This is a genomic window from Streptomyces sp. NPDC006450 (assembly GCF_040612195.1).
Lineage (GTDB): Bacteria > Actinomycetota > Actinomycetes > Streptomycetales > Streptomycetaceae > Streptomyces.
In genome coordinates this window covers 1-19,482 of record NZ_JBEXPT010000121.1, presented here as the reverse complement: position 1 = coordinate 19,482, position 19,482 = coordinate 1, and the positions used below count along the sequence as shown (strand labels likewise).

Annotated in this window: 13 protein-coding genes; 7 read left to right on the top strand and 6 right to left on the bottom strand. The window is 73.2% G+C overall.

Translation table 11 applies throughout. The annotated features are described in order from the left end of the window. Window positions 1-68 precede the first annotated feature (68 nt). Window positions 69-587, bottom strand: a complete 519-nt coding sequence (locus tag ABZY57_RS26990) for a hypothetical protein (protein WP_356516185.1) — start codon at window positions 585-587, stop codon at window positions 69-71. A gap of 372 nt (window positions 588-959) precedes the next feature. Beyond that, window positions 960-2,024, bottom strand: a complete 1,065-nt coding sequence (locus tag ABZY57_RS26985; protein ID WP_356516183.1) for a C40 family peptidase — start codon at window positions 2,022-2,024, stop codon at window positions 960-962. 148 nt (window positions 2,025-2,172) lie between these two features. Between ABZY57_RS26985 and pcrA the strand changes: the two genes are divergently transcribed. Further along, entirely contained in the window at window positions 2,173-4,701 is a 2,529-nt protein-coding gene (pcrA, locus tag ABZY57_RS26980) for a DNA helicase PcrA (protein WP_356516181.1), read from the top strand. A gap of 104 nt (window positions 4,702-4,805) precedes the next feature. On the opposite strand, the gene ABZY57_RS26975 is transcribed toward pcrA, so the two are convergent. Together ABZY57_RS26975 and ABZY57_RS26970 are read right to left on the bottom strand one after the other, a co-directional pair. After that, on the bottom strand, window positions 4,806-6,527 hold the full coding sequence (locus tag ABZY57_RS26975; protein ID WP_356516179.1) for a peptidoglycan DD-metalloendopeptidase family protein: 1,722 nt from the start codon (window positions 6,525-6,527) through the stop codon (window positions 4,806-4,808). Window positions 6,528-6,679: 152 nt separating this feature from the next. Then, window positions 6,680-7,441, bottom strand: coding sequence for an alpha/beta fold hydrolase (locus tag ABZY57_RS26970; RefSeq protein WP_356516177.1), 762 nt, complete (start codon window positions 7,439-7,441; stop codon window positions 6,680-6,682). Between the two features lie 181 nt (window positions 7,442-7,622). Here ABZY57_RS26970 and ABZY57_RS26965 point away from each other — a divergent pair, with 181 nt between their 5' ends. Then, window positions 7,623-8,030 (top strand): cobalamin B12-binding domain-containing protein, encoded by a 408-nt coding sequence (locus tag ABZY57_RS26965; RefSeq protein ID WP_356516175.1) that lies wholly within the window; start codon window positions 7,623-7,625, stop codon window positions 8,028-8,030. 570 nt (window positions 8,031-8,600) lie between these two features. On the opposite strand, the gene ABZY57_RS26960 is transcribed toward ABZY57_RS26965, so the two are convergent. Then, the gene (locus ABZY57_RS26960) at window positions 8,601-10,112 is read right to left on the bottom strand and encodes a DUF5691 domain-containing protein (protein ID WP_356516187.1); all 1,512 of its coding nucleotides are present in this window, start codon (window positions 10,110-10,112) and stop codon (window positions 8,601-8,603) included. A gap of 331 nt (window positions 10,113-10,443) precedes the next feature. Next, on the bottom strand, window positions 10,444-11,856 hold the full coding sequence (locus ABZY57_RS26955; protein WP_356516173.1) for an SWIM zinc finger family protein: 1,413 nt from the start codon (window positions 11,854-11,856) through the stop codon (window positions 10,444-10,446). A gap of 134 nt (window positions 11,857-11,990) precedes the next feature. Between ABZY57_RS26955 and ABZY57_RS26950 the strand changes: the two genes are divergently transcribed. From ABZY57_RS26950 to sucD, 5 genes are all read left to right on the top strand, one after another. After that, the gene (locus ABZY57_RS26950) at window positions 11,991-13,097 is read left to right on the top strand and encodes an AAA family ATPase (RefSeq protein ID WP_356516171.1); all 1,107 of its coding nucleotides are present in this window, start codon (window positions 11,991-11,993) and stop codon (window positions 13,095-13,097) included. Continuing rightward, window positions 13,094-15,409 carry a DUF5682 family protein gene (locus ABZY57_RS26945; protein ID WP_356516169.1) on the top strand — a complete coding sequence of 772 codons (2,316 nt, stop codon included), beginning with the start codon at window positions 13,094-13,096 and terminating at the stop codon, window positions 15,407-15,409. The genes ABZY57_RS26950 and ABZY57_RS26945 overlap by 4 nt, the downstream gene beginning before the upstream one ends. Window positions 15,410-15,796: 387 nt before the next feature. Continuing rightward, complete coding sequence (locus ABZY57_RS26940; RefSeq protein ID WP_356516167.1) at window positions 15,797-16,960, top strand: VWA domain-containing protein; 1,164 nt, start codon at window positions 15,797-15,799, stop codon at window positions 16,958-16,960. A gap of 352 nt (window positions 16,961-17,312) precedes the next feature. Continuing rightward, window positions 17,313-18,491 (top strand): ADP-forming succinate--CoA ligase subunit beta, encoded by a 1,179-nt coding sequence (sucC, locus tag ABZY57_RS26935; RefSeq protein WP_356516165.1) that lies wholly within the window; start codon window positions 17,313-17,315, stop codon window positions 18,489-18,491. A 21-nt stretch (window positions 18,492-18,512) separates the two neighbouring features. Continuing rightward, window positions 18,513-19,403, top strand: a complete 891-nt coding sequence (gene sucD / locus ABZY57_RS26930; protein WP_356516163.1) for a succinate--CoA ligase subunit alpha — start codon at window positions 18,513-18,515, stop codon at window positions 19,401-19,403. Window positions 19,404-19,482: the final 79 nt, after the last annotated feature.

The following is a 19,482-nucleotide window of genomic DNA, read 5'->3' as shown; positions in this document are numbered from 1 at the left end:
CCCCTGGACCGGGCCCGTCCGGTCGCCGAGGGCGGGTCGGACGGGCCCGGCGGTCAGGGGGAGGGAGGTCAGGCGCCGTCGCCCGCCCGGCGGCGCATCAGGAACACGCCGCCGCCGAGCGCACCGGCCAGCAGCGCCGAACCGGCCGCGATCTCAGGGCCGTTCAGGCCGGAGGCGCCGCCGCCGAGGCCGGCCTTGACGCCCTTGGAGGGAGTGGTCGTGCCGGTGCCGGTCGAGTGGCCCGCGACCGTGAGGGTGGTCGTGCCCTTCTCGCCCTTGCAGTCGAAGGTGACCTCGTACCGGGCACCCGGCTTGGCGTCCGCGTCGACCTTGGCGGTGGCGGACTTGCCCTCGTTGAGTTCGACCGCGTCGAAGACGCCGGAAGAGACCTTCACCAGCGGTTCCTGGCACGCGGTGGCGTTCAGCGTGACGGTGCCGCCGGGGGCGACCGTGGTGGGGGAGACGGTGAAGCCGAAGGACGTGACGTTGGGCGTGGTCCCGCCGTCATTGGCCGAGGCCATCGGCGCGGCGAGCGCGAAGGCGCCGGTGGACAGCAGGGCTACGGACGCGACACGTATGGAACGCATGGTGAATCCTCCGGGTCCCCGAGGCGCAGCCGCGAACAGTTTGTCCGCAAAAGGCAGTAAATGCTCCTCGATGTGCAAGACGCTAGGCCCGGTTGGCGGAACCTGCGAATCGAGAGGCACGAACGGACCAACGGCAGGAGTGAGTTGACGAGCGTCGCGCCAACTCCTCTGATACGGACGGTGAGCGGCACGCCGGACGGCTCACCGCACGATGGCGCTGAGTGACGGACACGCCGACGCAGCGGCCCGCGGAATCCGATGCACCGGCCAGCGGGCGCCGACGGTTCGGCAGCGGGCGCCCACGGACCGGAGCGCGGGCGCCGCCGCGTAGGCAGCGGGCGCCCACGGACCGGAGCGCGGGCGCTGCCGCGTTCACCCCGGCCGGACGCTCCCGTAGATCGGCTGGTAGTAGACCGAGTCCTCGCGGACCGACGTCCCCGGCCGCGGGGCGTGGATCATGCGGCCGCCGCCGATGTAGATCCCGACGTGGCTGATGTCCGCGTAGAAGAAGACCAGGTCCCCCGGGCGCAGGTCCTTCGTCGCGATCCGCGGAGCCGCCTTCACCTGGTCCCAGGTGGTGCGTGGCAGCGTGATCCCGGCGGCCCGCCAGGCGGCCTGGGTCAGGCCGGAGCAGTCGTACGAGCGCGGGCCGGTCGCGCCCCAGACGTACGGTTTTCCCAGCTGGGCCCGGGCGAAGGCCACCGCCCTGGCACCGGACGCCGACGCGGCGGCGTCCGCGGGCAGCGGTCCCGGGGCGGCCGGGGCCCGGGGGGCCAGGGCCCGCGCCCGCTCCGCCGCGCCGAGCCGCGCCAGCAGGGTGTTCGCCTCCGCGAGCCGGGCCTGCACCTCCTGCTTGCGCCCGCGCAGCTCCTCCTGCGCCCGCTCCAGCTCCGAAACCACGACGACCGCCTCCCGGCGCTTGCCGGCCGTCTGCGCCCTGGCCCGGGTGTACTGGGTGAGCAGTGCGTCCTCGCGGCCGCCGAGCCGGTTCAGCAGGTGCGTCTGCGCGAAGAAGGCCTGCGGATCGTCGCTGATCAGCAGGGTCGCGGTCCCGCCGAGGCCGCCGGCGCCGCGGTACCGGTCGGCGGCGTGGCTGCCGAGCAGCCGCCGGGCCTCGTTCAGCTTCTGGGTGGTGCCGGCGATCTGGTCCATGAGCGCCGACAGCCGGGCCCGCTCCTGCGCGGTCCGCCCGGCGGCCGCGTCGTAGGCCTGGGTGGCCGTGCCCGCCTGCCGGTGCAGCTCTTCCACGCGGGCCCGCACCTCCTCCACCGAGGGGCGGGGCGCCGGCGCCGCCGCGGCCTGGTGGGGGAGGAGCAGGCCTAAGGAGGACAGGGCCGCGGTCGTGACGACCGCGGCGGGGGCGTTCGGATGTCTTCGGGTGCGCGGCTTGCGGTGGTGGGGGGAGGGGTGGGACGAGGGGAATCCGTACGTGTACACGGGCCGGCATCTCCTTCCGGTTGGCGGAGCACGCTAGCGCCGGAGGGGGCGCCTCGGAAGGGGGCCGGAACGGTCCGCAGGGCATATGCCGCCGAATTTTCCCGGGGCGGGACCGGCTGTCGGTCCCGCCCTCTAAACTCGGAAGGCGATGAGCAGCCTCTTTGACGACAGCTTCCTGGCCGACCTCTCCCCCTCCGACGAGGTCCCGCCGCCGCCCGAAGACCACGCCGCCCCCGAGACGGACGCGGACGATCTCTTCGGGGGCCGGTTCGACGCGCCCATGACCGCAGACGCGTACTACCGGGACGGCGCCCCCCGGCCCGTCATCGACCCGGCGGCGCTCCTGCACGGGCTGAATGCGGAGCAGCGCGCCGCCGTGGTGCACGCGGGCTCCCCGCTGCTCATCGTGGCGGGCGCCGGCTCCGGCAAGACGCGCGTGCTGACGCACCGCATCGGCCACCTGCTGGGTGCCCGCGGGGTCCACCCGGGCCAGATCCTGGCGATCACCTTCACCAACAAGGCCGCCGGTGAGATGAAGGAGCGCGTCGAGGGCCTGGTCGGACCGCGCGCGAACGCCATGTGGGTCTCCACCTTCCACAGCGCGTGCGTGCGCATCCTGCGCCGCGAGTCCAAGCGGCTCGGCTTCACCTCGTCCTTCTCGATCTACGACGCCGCCGACTCGAAGCGCCTGATGGCGCTCGTCTGCCGCGACCTGGACCTGGACCCGAAGAAGTTCCCGCCGAAGGCCTTCAGCGCCAAGATCTCCAACCTGAAGAACGAGCTCATCGACGCGGACGCCTTCGCCGGGCAGGCCGCGGACGGCTTCGAGAAGACCCTCGCCCAGGCGTACGCGATGTACCAGGGGCGCCTCGGCGAAGCCAACGCGCTCGACTTCGACGACATCATCATGACCACCGTCCACCTGCTCCAGGCCTTCCCGGACGTCGCCGAGCACTACCGGCGCCGCTTCCGGCACGTCCTGGTCGACGAGTACCAGGACACCAACCACGCCCAGTACACGCTCGTGCGCGAGCTGGTCGGCACCGGCTACCCGGACCTGCCGCCCGCAGAGCTGTGCGTCGTGGGCGACGCCGACCAGTCGATCTACGCCTTCCGCGGCGCGACCATCCGCAACATCCTCCAGTTCGAAGAGGACTACGCGGACGCGACCACGATCCTGCTGGAGCAGAACTACCGCTCCACGCAGACGATCCTGTCCGCCGCCAACGCGGTCATCGAGCGCAACGAGAACCGCCGCGCGAAGAACCTGTGGACCGAGGCCGGCAGCGGCTCCGTCATCACCGGCTACGTCGCGGACACCGAGCACGACGAGGCACAGTTCATCGCCGACGAGATCGACCGGCTGACGGACGCGGGCGACGCGAAGGCCGGCGACGTCGCGATCTTCTACCGGACCAACGCGCAGTCCCGTGTGTTCGAGGAGATCTTCATCCGCGTCGGACTGCCCTACAAGGTCGTCGGCGGCGTCCGGTTCTACGAGCGCAAGGAGGTCCGCGACGTCCTCGCGTACCTGCGCGTCCTGTCGAACCCCGAGGACAACGTCCCGCTCCGCCGGATCCTGAACGTGCCCAAGCGCGGTATCGGCGAGCGCGCCGAGGCGATGATCGACGCGCTCGCGATGCGCGAGAAGATCACCTTCCCGCAGGCGCTGCGCCGGGTCGACGAGGCCTTCGGCATGGCCGCCCGCTCGACCAACGCCGTCAAGCGCTTCAACGTGCTGATGGAGGAGCTGCGCACGATCGTCGACTCGGGCGCCGGCCCGGCGGTGGTCCTGGAAGCGGTCCTGGAGCGGACGGGCTACCTCGCCGAACTCCAGGCCTCGACCGACCCGCAGGACGAGACGCGCATCGAGAACCTCCAGGAACTCGCCGCCGTGGCACTCGAATTCGAGCAGGCCAGGGAAGCGGCGGCGGCCGAGGCCGCCGAGAACGGCGCCCCGCCGGTCGGCCCCGGAACGCTCGCGGAGTTCCTGGAGCAGGTCGCGCTGGTCGCCGACTCCGACCAGATCCCGGACGAGGACACCGACGGCAACGGGGTCATCACCCTCATGACCCTGCACACCGCCAAGGGCCTCGAGTTCCCGGTGGTCTTCCTGACGGGCATGGAGGACGGGGTCTTCCCCCACATGCGCGCGCTGGGGCAGACGAAGGAGCTGGAGGAGGAGCGCCGCCTCGCCTACGTGGGCATCACGCGGGCGCGCGAGCGGCTCTACCTGACGCGCTCGAGCATGCGCAGCGCCTGGGGCACGCCCTCCTACAACCCGCCGTCGCGGTTCCTGGAGGAGATCCCGGCCGAGTACCTGCAGTGGAAGCGCACGGGCGCGGCGCAGAAGCCGGCCGGCCCGGTGCGGAGCTCCGGATCGGGGTACGGATCTTCGGGCTCGGGCGGGTCGAAGGCCTCGTTCGGCACCTCGCCGGAAGCCTTCCTGTCCTCGTCGCGTACGAAGTCGGGTCCGTCGGGGTTCGCCACGCGGCGGGCCTCCGACAAGCCGGTCATCGCGCTGGTGGTCGGGGACCGGGTCACGCACGACCAGTTCGGACTGGGCACCGTCATGGAGGTCAGGGGCGCGGGCGCGGACGCGCAGGCCACCATCGACTTCGGGGACGAGAAGCCGAAGCGGCTCCTGCTGCGGTACGCGCCGGTGCAGAAGCTCTAGCGCGCGGGACGACGCGAAACGGCCCGCCCCTTCGGGGGCGGGCCGGATGCTGTGGGCCGTGGACTGGGAGCTGCGGGTTCTTGGCCCGGGGCAGGTGCTCGGCGCTAGTTCGGGTTCAGGCCCTTGGCACGCAGCCACGCCTGGGGATCGACGGGAGAACCGCCGCCCGGCCTCACCTCGAAGTGGAGGTGCGGGCCGGTGGAGTTGCCGGTGTCGCCGGAGTACGCGATCACGTCGCCGGCCTTGACCTTTCCGGAGCGGATCTTGGCGCTGCTGAGGTGGCAGTACCAGGTCTCGGTGCCGTCGGGCGCGGTGAGTATCACCATGTTGCCGTAGGCGCTGTTGAACTGGCTGCGCACGGTGCCGTCGGTGGCGGCCATGACCGAAGTCCCGTAGCCCACGGGGAAGTCGATGCCGGTGTGGACGGACATCCAGTTGACGCCCGCCTGGCCGTAGCCGGCGCTGAGGCCGTGGCGCGCGACGGGGAGGGCGAACTTGGGGCGGGCCGCTTCCCTGGCCGCGGCCTCCTCCGCCTTCTTCTTCTTCTCCTCGTCTTGGCGCAGGCGCAGGTCGATGCGTTCCTGGGTGCGGCTCGCGCGGTCCGCGAAGTCGCCGGCGTCGGCGCTGAGGGCGGTGAGCTGCGTGTCGAGCTTGCTGTTGGCCGCGACCGGCTTGATGGAGGCCGGGTCGGGGGCGGCCAGGGTGGTGGTCTCCTCGGACGGCTTCTCCGTACCGGTGAGCCCGCCCACGGAGGCGGCGGCGACACCCGCGACGCCCATCACGCAGGCCGAGGGAACGGCCACGGTCAGCAGCGCGGAGCGCTTGGCCGGGGTGCGACGGCGGTTGCTGCTGCCGGCCTTGGCGGTACTCGCCCTGGCGACGGGCTTCGAACCGGGCTTGGAGCCCGCGCGGCGCGAGGGGCGCGGCTCGGCGGGCGCGGCCGGGGTGACGGGCATGGCCTGGGTGGGGAGATCGTGGACCTGGGCGTCCGCGTCCGCGCCATCGGCGGGGAGGAACTCGAAGACGGCGGTCTCGGTGTAGGCCACGTCGGCCTCGACGTCGAGGCCGGCATCGGCGTCGACATCGACATGGGCGTCGACATGGGCGTCGACATCGACGCCGGCTTCGGCCTCGGGCGAGGTGGCGGCGTAGACCCCGTACCCGTAGTCGTAGGCGTACTGCTGCTCGTGCACCTGGGCATGGGCCTGGCCGTGGGCCTCCCCGTGCACCGGTTCCGGGACGTGCTGTTGTTGCTGCTGCTCGTAACCGCCGTACCCGTAGGTCTGCTCGGAGACCGTGTTCCAGGCGGTGGCGTCGTAGGCGCCGGTCTCGGTCCCGTAGCCCGGGACCGACCAGTGGCCGGTCTGCTCGGCGGAGGTCTCGTAACCGAAGGCGGTGGACTGGTAGTCCGTGGAGACGCCGCCCTGGGCGGGGACGGTCGAGAGGTAGCCGTCGTAGCCGGCGTATCCGTCGGCCGACGGCTGCGCGTAGCCGTTCTGGGGGGCGGTCCAAGCCGTGGTGTCGTACGAGCCGGTGTCGTAGGAACCGTAGGCGGCACCGTAGTTGTAGCCCTGGCCCTGCGTTTCATAGGACGCATAGGCTGAATCGCCAGCGAAAGTGGTGGTGGAAAGGCCGTCATACCCGAAATCGGGGTACTGGCCCGACGAGGGGCGGTCGTTCACCAACTTCTCTTTCGCCTCGGCAGCGGGGGGCCTGGGTGGCCGAGGAATGTGGGGTCCTCGGAGGAGAGCAGTGGCGTGACTGTACCCGGCGGTTACACGCAACGACAATCTTCGGAGGGTTTTATGCTCGGCGGAACCGGGCATTCGGCCGCCTTTCGGTCGCCCGAAGACCGACCCTTGGCCTTGAGTTCGAAAAGCGTTCGAGTGTGGGGTCGGATTTCGCTCCCGTGGTCGACGTCCATGCCGACGCCGGGGCGGGTCGGCGTCGAGGTCGAGGCCGGGGCGAGATGGCCGGGTCAGGCGACGGAAGCGGCGCCGGGGTGCGGGAGGGCGCTCGGCCTGGGTCCGTCGAGCGAGCGCCGCACCGCCGCGATGACGGTGGGGTGCGCGGGCAGGGCGAGATGTCCGATGCCGGTGACCTGCACGTTTTCCACGAGCAGGTCCGGGTGCTCGATACGGGCCGTCCCGGCCGGGTCCATCAGCGCGTCGAACTCGCTCCAGAACGCCACGCACCGCGTCCGGCAGCCGGGCGCGGGGGCGCGCAGTTCGGTGAGCACCTCGGAATCCGGGCGCATCTGCCGGACCAGGGGGTGCGCGTCCATGAAGGGCGCCACGCGGGTCCCGGCATGAGGGGTCCCGAGCGTGACGAGCGTGCGGACGCGTGCGTCGCCGCCGAGGCGCTGGACGTAGTACCGCCCGACCAGGCCGCCGAGGCTGTGTCCCACCAGGTCCACCCGGTCCTGCCCCGTGCGCTCGCACAGCTCCTCGACGCGCCGGGCGAGGTGCCGGGCGGTGACGCGCAGGTCGCGGGTGAAGGGGGAGTAGTTGTACGCCTCCACCTGCCGCCGGCCGCCGGCCCCGAGGGTGCGGCGCAGCAGGACGAAGACGGAACGGTTGTCGGTGAACCCGTGGAGCAGCAGCACCGGCGGGCGCTCGTGGGTGGCGGCGGCGGGTCGCTCCGGGAGGACGCCGGTGGGATACAGCAGGATGTGCCCGCCGAGCACGATGACTTCCAGTACGCCGGCCCGCAGCGCGGCCCCGGACATGGTCAGCCCCATGGACGGCCCCCCTAGGTCCTGTCGTCTCGGGACCGGGGCGACCGACCGCTCCGTGCCGTGCGGCTGTCGGCGCGGAGCGGTGGTACGCCATCCCACGTGTGATTTCCCCCTCGTGGTTGACCGTGAAACGGGGGTGTGCGCAATGCTGTACTTAACGTTCGTTCACTCGGGAGGCAGTGCGATGGGTGTGACCGGTCCGATCCGTGTGGTGGTGGCCAAGCCGGGCCTCGACGGCCACGACCGAGGCGCCAAGGTGATCGCGCGGGCCCTTCGGGACGCGGGCATGGAGGTCATCTACACGGGCCTCCACCAGACCCCCGAACAGATCGTCGACACGGCGATCCAGGAGGACGCCGACGCGATCGGTCTGTCGATCCTGTCGGGCGCGCACAACACGCTGTTCGCGCGCGTGCTGGAACTCCTCGCGGAGCGCGACGCGGCGGACATCAAGGTGTTCGGTGGCGGCATCATCCCGGAGGCGGACATCGCTCCGCTGAAGGAGAAGGGCGTGGCGGAGATCTTCACGCCGGGCGCAACGACCACGGCCATCGTCGACTGGGTCCGCGCGCACGTCCGCCAGCCGGCGTAGCCGCCGACGGGGCCGGCTTCCGGGCGACCCTCCCGGCCCCGTGGCCCGGGAGGGGCTGGACGTGCTGCCGCGGCGTTCTGGTCCTCAGACGCCGGACGGGCTGGACTCGGCCGGCGCCGTCCCGCGCGTGCGGGCCGGTGGGCCGCCCCATGCGTCGGCGGGGCGGTACGGCTGGCCCCCGCCGCCCATTCGAAGCGCGGAACCCGGGTGCTTTCAGCCGTCCGGCACGTGAGGACCGGGGTCCGGGCGCAGCCCGGCACCCCTTCCTCGGCGCGCCCGGCGCTTGCGGGCCGGGTTCCGGGCGGAGCCCGGGGGATCCCGGGGGCACCCCAGCCCCGCCGGCGTTTGAGGCGCGGGCTCCGGGCGGCGCCCGGGGATCGGGCGAAGGGCGGGTAGGGGACGTGCCCCGCAGGGCTCTGACCCGCAGGCCTCTCCACCCCGGAGCTCACCGACGGCGCCCCGCACCCCGCTGACGGCGCCCCGGAGCTCACCGACGGCGCCCCGCGCCCCACCAACGGCGCCCCGCACCCCGGGGCGGGCGGGGGCAGGCCCCCCGGGGCGGGGCAGTGGTCAGCGCCGCGGTGTCAGTTCCGCGTGGAGCGCCGCCCGCAGGCGCAGCGTGGCGACCAGCCGTTGGAAGGCCTCCGACCAGTACGCCGCCGCACCCCCCTCCTCCACCGGCTCCGCCGCCAGCGCATCGAGCCTCCCCGCCTCCGCAGGGTCGAGGCACCGCTCCGCCAGCCCCATCACCCCGCTGAAGCTCCACGGATAGCCGCCGGCCTCCCGCGCGGAGTCCAGCGCCTCGATCACCGCCCGTCCCAGCGCCCCCGCCCACGGCACCACGCAGACTCCGAGCAGTTGGAACGCCTCCGACAGCCCGTGTGCGCGTATGAACTCCGCGACCCACGCCGCCCGTTCCGCCTCCCCGAGGGTCGACAGGAGCTTCGCCCGCTCGGCCAGCGACGCCGTCGCCGGCCCTGCCGCGGGCGGTGCGGACGCCGAGCCGAGCAGCGCCAGCGACCATGCGGGGTCACCCTGCCGCACCGCGGCCCGGCACCAGGCCGCGTGCAGTTCCTCCGCCCAGCCCTCGGCCACCGGCAGCGCCACGATCTCCGCCGGGTCGAGCCCCCCGAACCGGTCCCGCCAGCACGACAGCGGCGCGGACTCCACCAACTGCCCCAGCCACCAGGCCCGCTCACCGCGCCCGGCCGGCGGCCGCTTGACCACGCCGTCGCGCAGCATTCCCGCATCGCACTCAGTGGGTGGTGTCACCCCCTCCGGGCCGACGCAGGCCAGGGCCCGCTCCGCCATCCGCCCGGCCAGCGCCGAGGTCGGCAGTGCGGACAGCAACTCGGCTGCGGTCGCCCGCACGTTGCGGCTGCGGTCGCCCAGAGCCGCCTCCAGGAAGGGCTCGTCACCCGCCGAGAGCCCCACCCGCAAGGAGTCGAGGAACATCAGCCGGTCCTCGGCCCGCTCGGTGCTCCACGTGGTCTCCAGCAGCCGCGGCCCGGCGGCCGCCTCGTGGGCCCGTACGAGGCCGAGCAGTGCGACCCGCTCCGCGAACAGCCCTTCCTGCCACAGCCGTTCCACCGCCGCTGCGTCCTGCGTGTCGGGCAGTTCGCCGGCTCCCCCGGACCCCCCGCGCAGTGCGAACCGCCAGTCCGGATTGAGGCGGGCCAGCCACAGCCCGCGCGGCCCGGCCAGGGCCAGCGCCTGGGGCCGGAGGTCGGTGCGGGCCCGCGCGACGTCCAGCAGCGCGGGCACGAGCGAGGCCGGTGCCCGGTACCCGTGCTGCCCGGCGGCTGCCAGCCACTGCGGCAGCAGCTCCGTGAGGTCCGGGGCGGCCCCCCGCCGCCCGCTGCCGCCGCCCGCTCCGGCCCGGCCCGCCAACAGCTGCGCGAGCCGCCGCCGAGCCGGCTCCGGCGGCTCCGGACGCGGATCGTGCGGCGCGGGCTCGGGCCGCGGACCCGCCTCGGCGGGTCTCAGCCCGGCCCGGCGCCGTACCGTCTGCACGGCCGCGGCCCCGAGCAGGGCCTCGGGACTGCCCCGGCGCCGCTCGGTGCCCAGCAGTGCGGCGCCCACCAGCTCGTCCCAGTTCTCGCCCCCGTAGGCCGTGTCCGTCGACCCGCCCGTCGTGGTGCCCGTCGTTCTGTCCGTCGTCGTGTCCGCGGTCGTGTTCACCGGCTGCCCTCCCTCTTTCCCTCGCGTGCCGTGCCGTGTGCAGGTGTCGTGCTCCGGTCCCGCCCCCTCCGCGGGACCGGAGCAGCTCGGTCGGATCGGTCTGATTCCCTGTGGTGCACACGGCCGTACCTACGGCCTCAACTGGCGTGGTTGTCGTCCACGAAAGCCCCCCGGCTCACTCGTCTCGAATACGTCGGCGCCCCCGCGCCGCCGCTTTCCCCCTGCGCTCCGCTCAGCCCAGCACCACCGGCTCCGAGGAGTCCGGCTGCCAGGCCGTCAGTGGGGTGAATCCGTGGTGTCCGCATTCGCCGAACACCGTCAACGGGCCGCCCCCCGAAAGTGCGGCCAGCTGCCACAGCCCGGTCGCGGGCCGGCTCCCGCCCCCGGTCAGGGGCACGGGCAGGGCGGACGTCCCCTCCGCGTCCGCCAATTGCCATGCCGCTGTGCCCTGTTGCTCTCCCTGTCGTCCTCCCTGTTGTCCCCCCGGTATCGGAACCACCGGACCGAGCACCACCGGCCAGGACTCCAGCCAGGGGTCCTCGCGCAGTGCCGTGCCGTACGCCTGAAGTGCCTCGCCCGTGCTCACGCCGGTCGGCGCGGTCCGGCACGGCGCGGCCGGCGCGAACCTCTCCCCGAGATCCGCACGCAGCCCGGCGGAGCCGGGCCGGAAGCGGGCTTCCGCCTCCAGTACCAAACCGACGGGCAGCGCCAGCCCCGGCGGTCGCCCGGGCGGGCCGAAGTCCAGGACCAGGGCCGGCCGCCCGCTCGCCAGCCCGCGCAGCCATATCCGGCGGGTGGTGAGACGGCCGTCCGGTGACGCCGTGTCGTACTGGGCCAGCACGAGCCAGCGGTCCCGTACGGCCTCGCCGTCCGTCCGGGGCTGCAGTCCCAGACGGCTGCGGACCGTCGCGGCCAGCGGTTCCGGCAGTGCGGAGACCCCCAGCCAGGCCCGGTCCAGCAGGTGCAGCAGCGCGGCCTCCTCCAGCATCCGGGCGGGCCAGCCGGTGCCGCAACTGGGTATCGTCCCCAACTCCCGCACCCGAGCCGCCAGTCCGGGCGCCTGGGCGTCGACCATCCTGGCGGCGGTCTCCTCCCAGGCCGCGTATCCCGCCCGCTCCTGACCGGCGAGGCCGCCGCGCACCAGGTCCGCGAGCCGCTGTTCCAGCTCGATGACCCCCGCGCCGATCCGGGCCGCCCGCCGCTCGGCCCGCTTGCGTGCCCCCTCGGCATCGGCCGTCCCCGCCCGGCCGGAACGGTCGGCGGCTGGGCGCGCGGCCTTCGCGGCCCGCTCCGCGAGCCACTCGTCCGCCCAGTCCGGAGCCCCGGCCGAGGAGTCGGCCGGGGCTCCGGCCGAGGTGTCGAGCCCCTCCCCGGCCCAGAGCAGCAGGAGGCCCAGTGCGTGCTTGCACGGGAACTTCCGGCTTGGGCAGGAGCACTTGTACGCGGGCCCGGACAGGTCGACGACCGTCCGGTACGGCTTGCTGCCGCTGCCCTTGCACAACCCCCACACCGCACCGGAAGCGGAACCTCCGGTCTGTGACCACGGCCCCGCCCCACCGAGTCTGGCCCCCGCCTTGCGTGAGGCGTCGTCAGGAGCCAGAGCCAGTACCTGTTCCGCTGTCCAGCGGACCCCCTGCTCAGTCATGTGTTCCACCGTAGAGACCCCCACTGACAATCGCTCTGACCTGCAACAACGCATCCACCGGGGGGTGTTGTCAGTGGTCGGGTGCATCGTGGTTCCAGCAGTCGGAAGCGGCTGCGGAGCATTGGAGGGGGACCATGGCCACGACCGGGAACGAGACCACCGCAGAGGCGCTGCGACCGCACGCCGAAGACGCCTTCGCGCACGAACTGAAAGCCCTGGCGGCCGCCGACGACCGGCCCCGCCCGGCCCGCTGGAAACTCTCCCCGTGGGCCGTGGCGACGTACCTGCAGGGCGGCACGCTCGACGACGGCACCGTCATCACGCCCAAGTACGTCGGCCCGCGCCGGATCGTCGAAGTCGCCGTCACCACCCTCGCCACCGACCGCGCGCTGCTGCTCCTCGGTGTGCCCGGCACCGCCAAGACCTGGGTGTCCGAGCACCTCGCGGCCGCCGTCAGCGGAGACTCCACCCTGCTCGTCCAGGGCACCGCCGGCACCCCGGAGGAGGCCATCCGGTACGGCTGGAACTACGCCCGCCTCCTCGCCCACGGCCCGAGCCGCGAAGCGCTCGTGCCGAGCCCGGTCATGCGGGCCATGGCCGAGGGCATGACCGCCCGCGTCGAGGAGCTCACCCGGATCCCCGCCGACGTCCAGGACACCCTCATCACCGTCCTGTCCGAGAAGACGCTCCCGATACCGGAGCTCGGCCAGGAGGTGCAGGCCGTGCGCGGCTTCAACCTCATCGCCACCGCCAACGACCGCGACCGCGGGGTCAACGAGCTGTCCAGCGCGCTGCGCAGGCGCTTCAACACCGTCGTCCTGCCGCTGCCCGCCACCGCCGACGCCGAGGTCGACATCGTCGCCCGCCGCGTCGACCAGATGGGCCGCGCCCTCGATCTGCCCGCCGCCCCGGAGGGCCTGGAGGAGATCCGTCGCGTCGTCACCGTCTTCCGCGAGCTGCGCGGCGGAGTCACCGACGACGGGCGTACGAAGATCAAGTCGCCCAGCGGCACCCTGTCCACGGCCGAGGCCATCTCGGTGGTCACGGGCGGCCTCGCCCTGGCCGCCCACTTCGGGGACGGCGTCCTGCGCCCCTCCGACGTGGCCGCGGGGATCCTCGGGGCCGTCGTCCGGGACCCGGCCGCCGACCAGGTCGTCTGGCAGGAGTACCTGGAGGCAGTGGTCCGCGAGCGCGACGGCTGGAAGGACTTCTACCGGGCCTGCCGGGAGGTGACGGCATGAGCCCGGCGACGCCGGGCCCGTCCGCGGGTCCGCTGCTCCTGGGCGTGCGGCACCACGGACCCGGCTCGGCCCGTGCGGTGCGTGCCGCCCTGGACGCGGCCGGGCCGGCGGCGGTGCTGATCGAGGGACCGCCGGAGGGGGACGCGCTGCTCCCGCTCGCCGCGGATCCGGGGATGCGGCCGCCCGTCGCCCTGCTCGCCCACGCGGCCGACGACCCGGGGCGGGCCGCGTTCTGGCCGCTGGCCGGCTTCTCCCCGGAATGGGCCGCCATCCAGTGGGCGCAGGAGCGTGACGTACCGGTCCGGTTCATCGACCTCCCGGCCGCGCACTCGCTGGCCGTTCCGCAGGCCCGGCACCAGGGGGAGGAGGACGACGAGGCGGACGGAGCGGCACCCGGGTCCCTACGGCTGGATCCGCTGGCCGTGCTGGCCGGGACCGCCGGGTACGAGGACCCCGAGCGGTGGTGGGAGGACGTGGTCGAGCACCGCGGCGGGGCCGGACCGGCCGCCGACCCGCTGGGCGCGTTCGAGGCGCTCGGGGAGGCCATGGGCGCCCTGCGCGAGGAGTACGGTGCGGGCGGCCACCCTCGGGACCTGGTGCGCGAGGCGTACATGCGGCAGCGGATGCGGGCGGCACGACGGGAGTTCGGCGACGCCTACGCCGTCGTCTGCGGGGCCTGGCACGTCCCGGCCCTGCGGGCGAAGACCACCGCGGCCGCGGACAAGGCGCTCCTCACCGGGCTGCCCAAGGTCAAGGTGGAGACCACCTGGGTGCCCTGGACCCACCGGCGCCTCGCCCGGGCCGGAGGATACGGCGCGGGCATCACCTCGCCCGGCTGGTACGCGCACCTCTTCGCGGCCCGGGACCGGCCGGTCGAGCGATGGCTGACCAAGGTCGCGGGCCTGCTCCGCGAGGAGGACCGGCAGGTGTCCCCGGCCCACGTCATCGAAGCCGTCCGACTCGCCGACACCCTGGCCGCGATGCGGGGCCGCCCGGTTCCGGGGCTGACGGAGACCCTGGAAGCGGTCCGGGCGGTGATGTGCGACGGCTCCGACATACCGCTCGCACTGATCGAGGACCGGCTCGTCGTCGGGGACGTGCTCGGCGAAGTCCCCGACGCGGCTCCCGTCGTACCGCTCCAGCGGGACCTCACCCGCCAGCAGCGCTCCCTGCGGCTCAAGCCCGAGGCGCAGGACCGGGAGCTGGAACTCGACCTGCGCGAGGACACCGACGCGGCCAAGTCCCTGCTGCTGCACCGGCTGCGGCTGCTCGGCATCGACTGGGGCCTCCCGACGGCCTCCCGGGGGAGCACGGGCACCTTCCGCGAGACCTGGCGGCTCTGCTGGGAGCCGGAGCTCGCGGTGCGGGTGGCCGAAGCGGGCATCTGGGGGACCACCGTCCTCGGGGCGGCGACCGCCCGGGCCGAGGCCGACGCGGCGGCCGCCGGGGATTTGGGCGAGATCACCGCCCTGGCGGAGCGGTGCCTGCTGGCCGGGCTCTCCGGGGCCCTGCCAGCCGTCCTGCGGGCCCTCGCCGACCGGGCCGCGCTGGACACCGATGTGGCGGGCCTGGCCAAGGCGCTGCCCGCGCTGGCCCGTTCGCTGCGGTACGGGGACGTACGCGGCACCGACGCGGCGGCGCTGGGGGCGGTGGCGGCCGGGCTCGCGGAGCGGATATGCGTGGCGCTGCCGCCCGCCTGCGCGGCGGGACTGGACGCCGACGCGGCGCAGGAGCTGCGGGGGCACGTGGACGGCGTCCACGCCGCGGTCGGGCTGCTGGAGGGGCTGGACACGGACGGCCTGCGGGAGCGCTGGGCGGCGGTACTGCGGACGCTGGCCGGCCGGGAGACCGTCCCCGGGCTGATACGCGGGCGGGCGGCGCGGCTGCTGCTCGACGACGGGCGGCTGTCGCCCGGGGAGACCGCGCGGCTGATGGGGCTCTCGCTGTCCCCGGCGTGCGCGCCGGCCGACGCGGCGGGCTGGATCGAGGGGTTCGCGGGCGGGGCCTCGGGCGGCGGCACGCTGCTGGTGCACGACGAGCGGCTGCTGGGGCTGATCGACGACTGGCTGGTGTCGGTGCCGGAGCGGGCGTTCATCGACGTACTGCCGCTGCTGCGGAGGACCTTCGGGGGGTACGAGGCGGGGGTTCGGCGGAGCCTGGGGGAGCTGGTGCGGCGGGGGCCCGGCGGGGCGGGGGCCTCCGTGCCGGGATTCGGCGCGGCGCCGGCCGGCTTCGGTCCGGAGCTGGACCCGGTCCGGGCGGACGCGGTGGTGGACCTGGTCCACCTGTTGCTGGCGGGGGCGCCGGGCTGACCGGCCCGCCCGCCCGCCCGGCGCGGGAGAGCGGGCGGGGGAGGGTGGATGGGCTGGGGTGGGCCGCCCGGCGCGGGCGGGCTGTGGTGGGGCAGGCCGCTGCGCGGGGTGCAGTCCCCTACCCGCCCTACCCGCCCTTCCGCCGTTCCCCGGGCTCAGCCCGGACCCGCTGCCGGGTGCGGCGCCGTTGCCGGGGGGCCGGCCCCCGGACCCGCGCTCCACACGCCGGAGGGGCTGGATTTCCGCCGGCGTGTGAGGCGCGGGGCCCGGGGCGGAGCCCCGAGGAACGGGCGAAGAACGGGGAGGGGACTTCGCGCCGCGCAGCGGCAGCGGTTGGTGGGGGCGGCCGGTGGGGTCGGTATTGCTTCGAGAGCGGGAGGTAGGCAGATGGCAGGTGCAGAAGTGAGTGGCGGCGGCGCGGAGCGGTTGCGGCGGTGGCGGATGGTGCTGGGCGGGGGAGAGGGAGAAGGGACCGGGGTGGCGTTGAGCGGGGCGGACGCGGGGATGGACGCCGCGCTCGGGGCGCTCTACGGGTCCGGCGGTGGCGCGGGGCGCAAGCGGGCCGGGGAGCGGTCGGCCGGGCTCGGGGGGTCCGCGCCCAACGTGGCGCGCTGGCTCGGGGACATCCGGACGTACTTCCCCACCTCCGTGGTGCAGGTCATGCAGCGGGACGCGATCCAGCGGCTCGGCCTGTCCGCCCTGCTGCTGGAGCCCGAGATGCTGGAGGCGGTCGAGCCGGACGTGCACCTCGTCGGCACGCTGCTCTCCCTCAACAAGGCCATGCCCGAGACCACCCGGGAGACCGCCCGCGCCGTCGTCCGCAAGGTGGTCGAGCAGGTGGAGAAGCGGCTCGCGAGCCGGACGCGGGCCACGCTGACGGGTGCGCTCGACCGGTCCGCCCGGATCAGCCGTCCGCGGCACGCGGACATCGACTGGGACCGGACCATACGGGCGAACCTGAAGAACTATCTGCCCGAGTACCGGACCGTCGTTCCCGAGCGGCTGGTCGGCTACGGCCGCGCCGCACGCGCGGTGAAGAAGGAGGTCGTGCTCTGCATCGACCAGTCCGGTTCGATGGCGGCCTCCGTCGTCTACGCCTCCGTCTTCGGGGCGGTGCTGGCCTCGATGCGTTCGATCGCGACCCGGCTGGTCGTCTTCGACACCGCCGTCGTGGACCTGACCGACCAGCTCGACGACCCCGTGGACGTGCTCTTCGGCACCCAGTTGGGTGGCGGCACCGACATCAACCGGGCGCTCGCCTACTGCCAGTCGAAGATCACCCGTCCCGCCGACACCGTCGTCGTCCTCATCAGTGATCTCTACGAGGGCGGCATCCGCGACGAGATGCTGAAGCGGGTCGCGGCGATGAAGGCGGCGGGAGTGGAGTTCGTGACGCTGCTCGCGCTGTCCGACGAGGGCGCGCCCGCCTACGACCGGGACCACGCCGCCGCTCTCGCCGCTCTCGGAGCCCCGGCCTTCGCCTGCACTCCCGACCTGTTCCCGGAGGTGATGGCCGCGGCGCTGGAGAAGCGTCCCCTGCCCGTCCCGTGACCGGGCGGGCAGCCCGGTGGTCCTCCGCCGCGCCGCCACGCGCCGCCCCGGGCCGCCCGCGCGGGGCCCCGTCGAGGAGCCCTCACGGCGGCCGGCCCTCGGCAGATCACACGAAGATGCAGTTCAACCGTGAGGCGATCTGTGACAGGTATCACCGCTCAGGTGTGATCTGCGATTTAGGGACCTACGTCCCACGGGGATAACCTGCGGGACGGACATGCCGCGTCCACGGTCACCGTGTGCGCCTTCCTTGTGACAGCGCCGTCACGTTGCCCTCCGCGGCACGCCCACGCAGATAGCAGACAACCGCGAATCACTGCGAATCTTTAAAAAAGACAAGGGACGGACGCGCGTGGACCTGTTCGAGTACCAGGCGAGGGACCTCTTCGCCAAGCACGGTGTACCGGTGCTGGCCGGTGAAGTCATCGACACGCCTGAGGCAGCCCGCGAGGCCACCGAGCGCATGGGTGGCAAGTCGGTCGTCAAGGCGCAGGTGAAGGTCGGCGGCCGCGGCAAGGCCGGCGGCGTCAAGCTCGCCGCCACCCCGGACGAGGCCGTCGCCCGTGCGACGGACATCCTCGGGATGGACATCAAGGGCCACACGGTCCACAAGGTGATGATCGCCGAGACGGCTCCGGAGATCCTGGAGGAGTACTACGTCTCGTACCTCCTCGACCGCACCAACCGCACCTTCCTGGCCATGGCCTCGGTCGCGGGCGGCATGGACATCGAGCAGGTCGCCGAGGAGACCCCGGAGAAGCTCGCCAAGGTCCCGGTGAACGCCAACGAGGGCGTGACCATCGAGAAGGCCCGCGAGATCGTCGCGCTGGCGCAGTTCCCGGCCGAGGTCGCCGAGAAGGTCGCCGAGGTCCTCGTGACCCTGTGGGCGACCTTCATCGCCGAGGACGCGCTCCTCGTCGAGGTCAACCCGCTCGCGAAGGTCGCCTCCGGCGACGTCATCGCGCTCGACGGCAAGGTCTCGCTCGACGAGAACGCCGAGTTCCGCCAGCCGGGCCACGAGGAGTTCGTGGACCACGCTGCCGCGAACCCGCTCGAGGCCGCCGCCAAGGCGAAGAACCTCAACTACGTGAAGCTCGACGGCGAGGTCGGCATCATCGGCAACGGCGCGGGTCTCGTCATGAGCACCCTCGACGTCGTCGCGTACGCCGGCGAGAACCACGGCGGCGTCAAGCCCGCCAACTTCCTGGACATCGGCGGTGGCGCCTCCGCCGCCGTCATGGCCAACGGTCTCGAGATCATCCTCGGCGACCCGGACGTCAAGTCCGTCTTCGTCAACGTCTTCGGTGGCATCACCGCGTGTGACGAGGTCGCCAACGGCATCGTCCAGGCGCTGCAGCTGCTCGAGGACAAGGGCGAGGCGGTCACCAAGCCGCTGGTCGTCCGTCTCGACGGCAACAACGCCGAACTGGGTCGCAAGATCCTCTCGGACGCCAACCACCCGCTGGTCCAGCGCGTGGACACCATGGACGGCGCGGCCGACAAGGCCGCCGAGCTCGCGGCTGCGAAGTAAGGGCAGAGGTCACAGACTCACATGGCTATCTTCCTCAACAAGGACAGCAAGGTCATCGTCCAGGGCATGACCGGTGCCACGGGCATGAAGCACACCAAGCTGATGCTGGCTGACGGCACCAACATCGTCGGCGGCGTGAACCCGCGCAAGGCCGGCACGACCGTCGACTTCGACGGCACCGAGGTCCCGGTCTTCGGCTCCGTCGCCGAGGCGATGGAGAAGACGGGCGCCAACGTCTCCGTCCTCTTCGTCCCGCCGGCGTTCGCGAAGTCCGCGGTCGTCGAGGCGATCGACGCCGAGATCCCGCTGGCCGTCGTCATCACCGAGGGCATCGCGGTGCACGACTCCGCCGCCTTCTGGTCGTACGCGACCTCCAAGGGCAACAAGACGCGGATCATCGGCCCGAACTGCCCGGGTCTGATCACCCCCGGCCAGTCCAACGCCGGCATCATCCCGGGCGACATCACCAAGCCCGGCCGCATCGGTCTCGTGTCCAAGTCGGGCACGCTGACCTACCAGATGATGTACGAGCTCCGTGACATCGGCTTCTCCTCCGCCGTCGGCATCGGTGGCGACCCGGTCATCGGCACCACGCACATCGACGCCCTTGAGGCGTTCGAGGCGGACCCCGACACCGACCTGATCGTCATGATCGGCGAGATCGGCGGCGACGCCGAGGAGCGTGCGGCGGACTTCATCGCGAAGAACGTCACCAAGCCGGTCGTCGGCTACGTCGCGGGCTTCACCGCCCCCGAGGGCAAGACCATGGGTCACGCCGGTGCGATCGTCTCCGGTTCTTCTGGCACCGCACAGGCCAAGAAGGAGGCCCTGGAGGCCGCGGGCGTGAAGGTCGGCAAGACGCCGACCGAGACCGCGAAGCTGGCGCGCGAGATCCTGAAGGCCGCGCAGTAGGCACCGCGCAGCAGCAGTAGCAGCCGCCTTCGGCTGCACGTGCAGACGGGCGTGGCCCGCACCCCTCACAGGGTGCGGG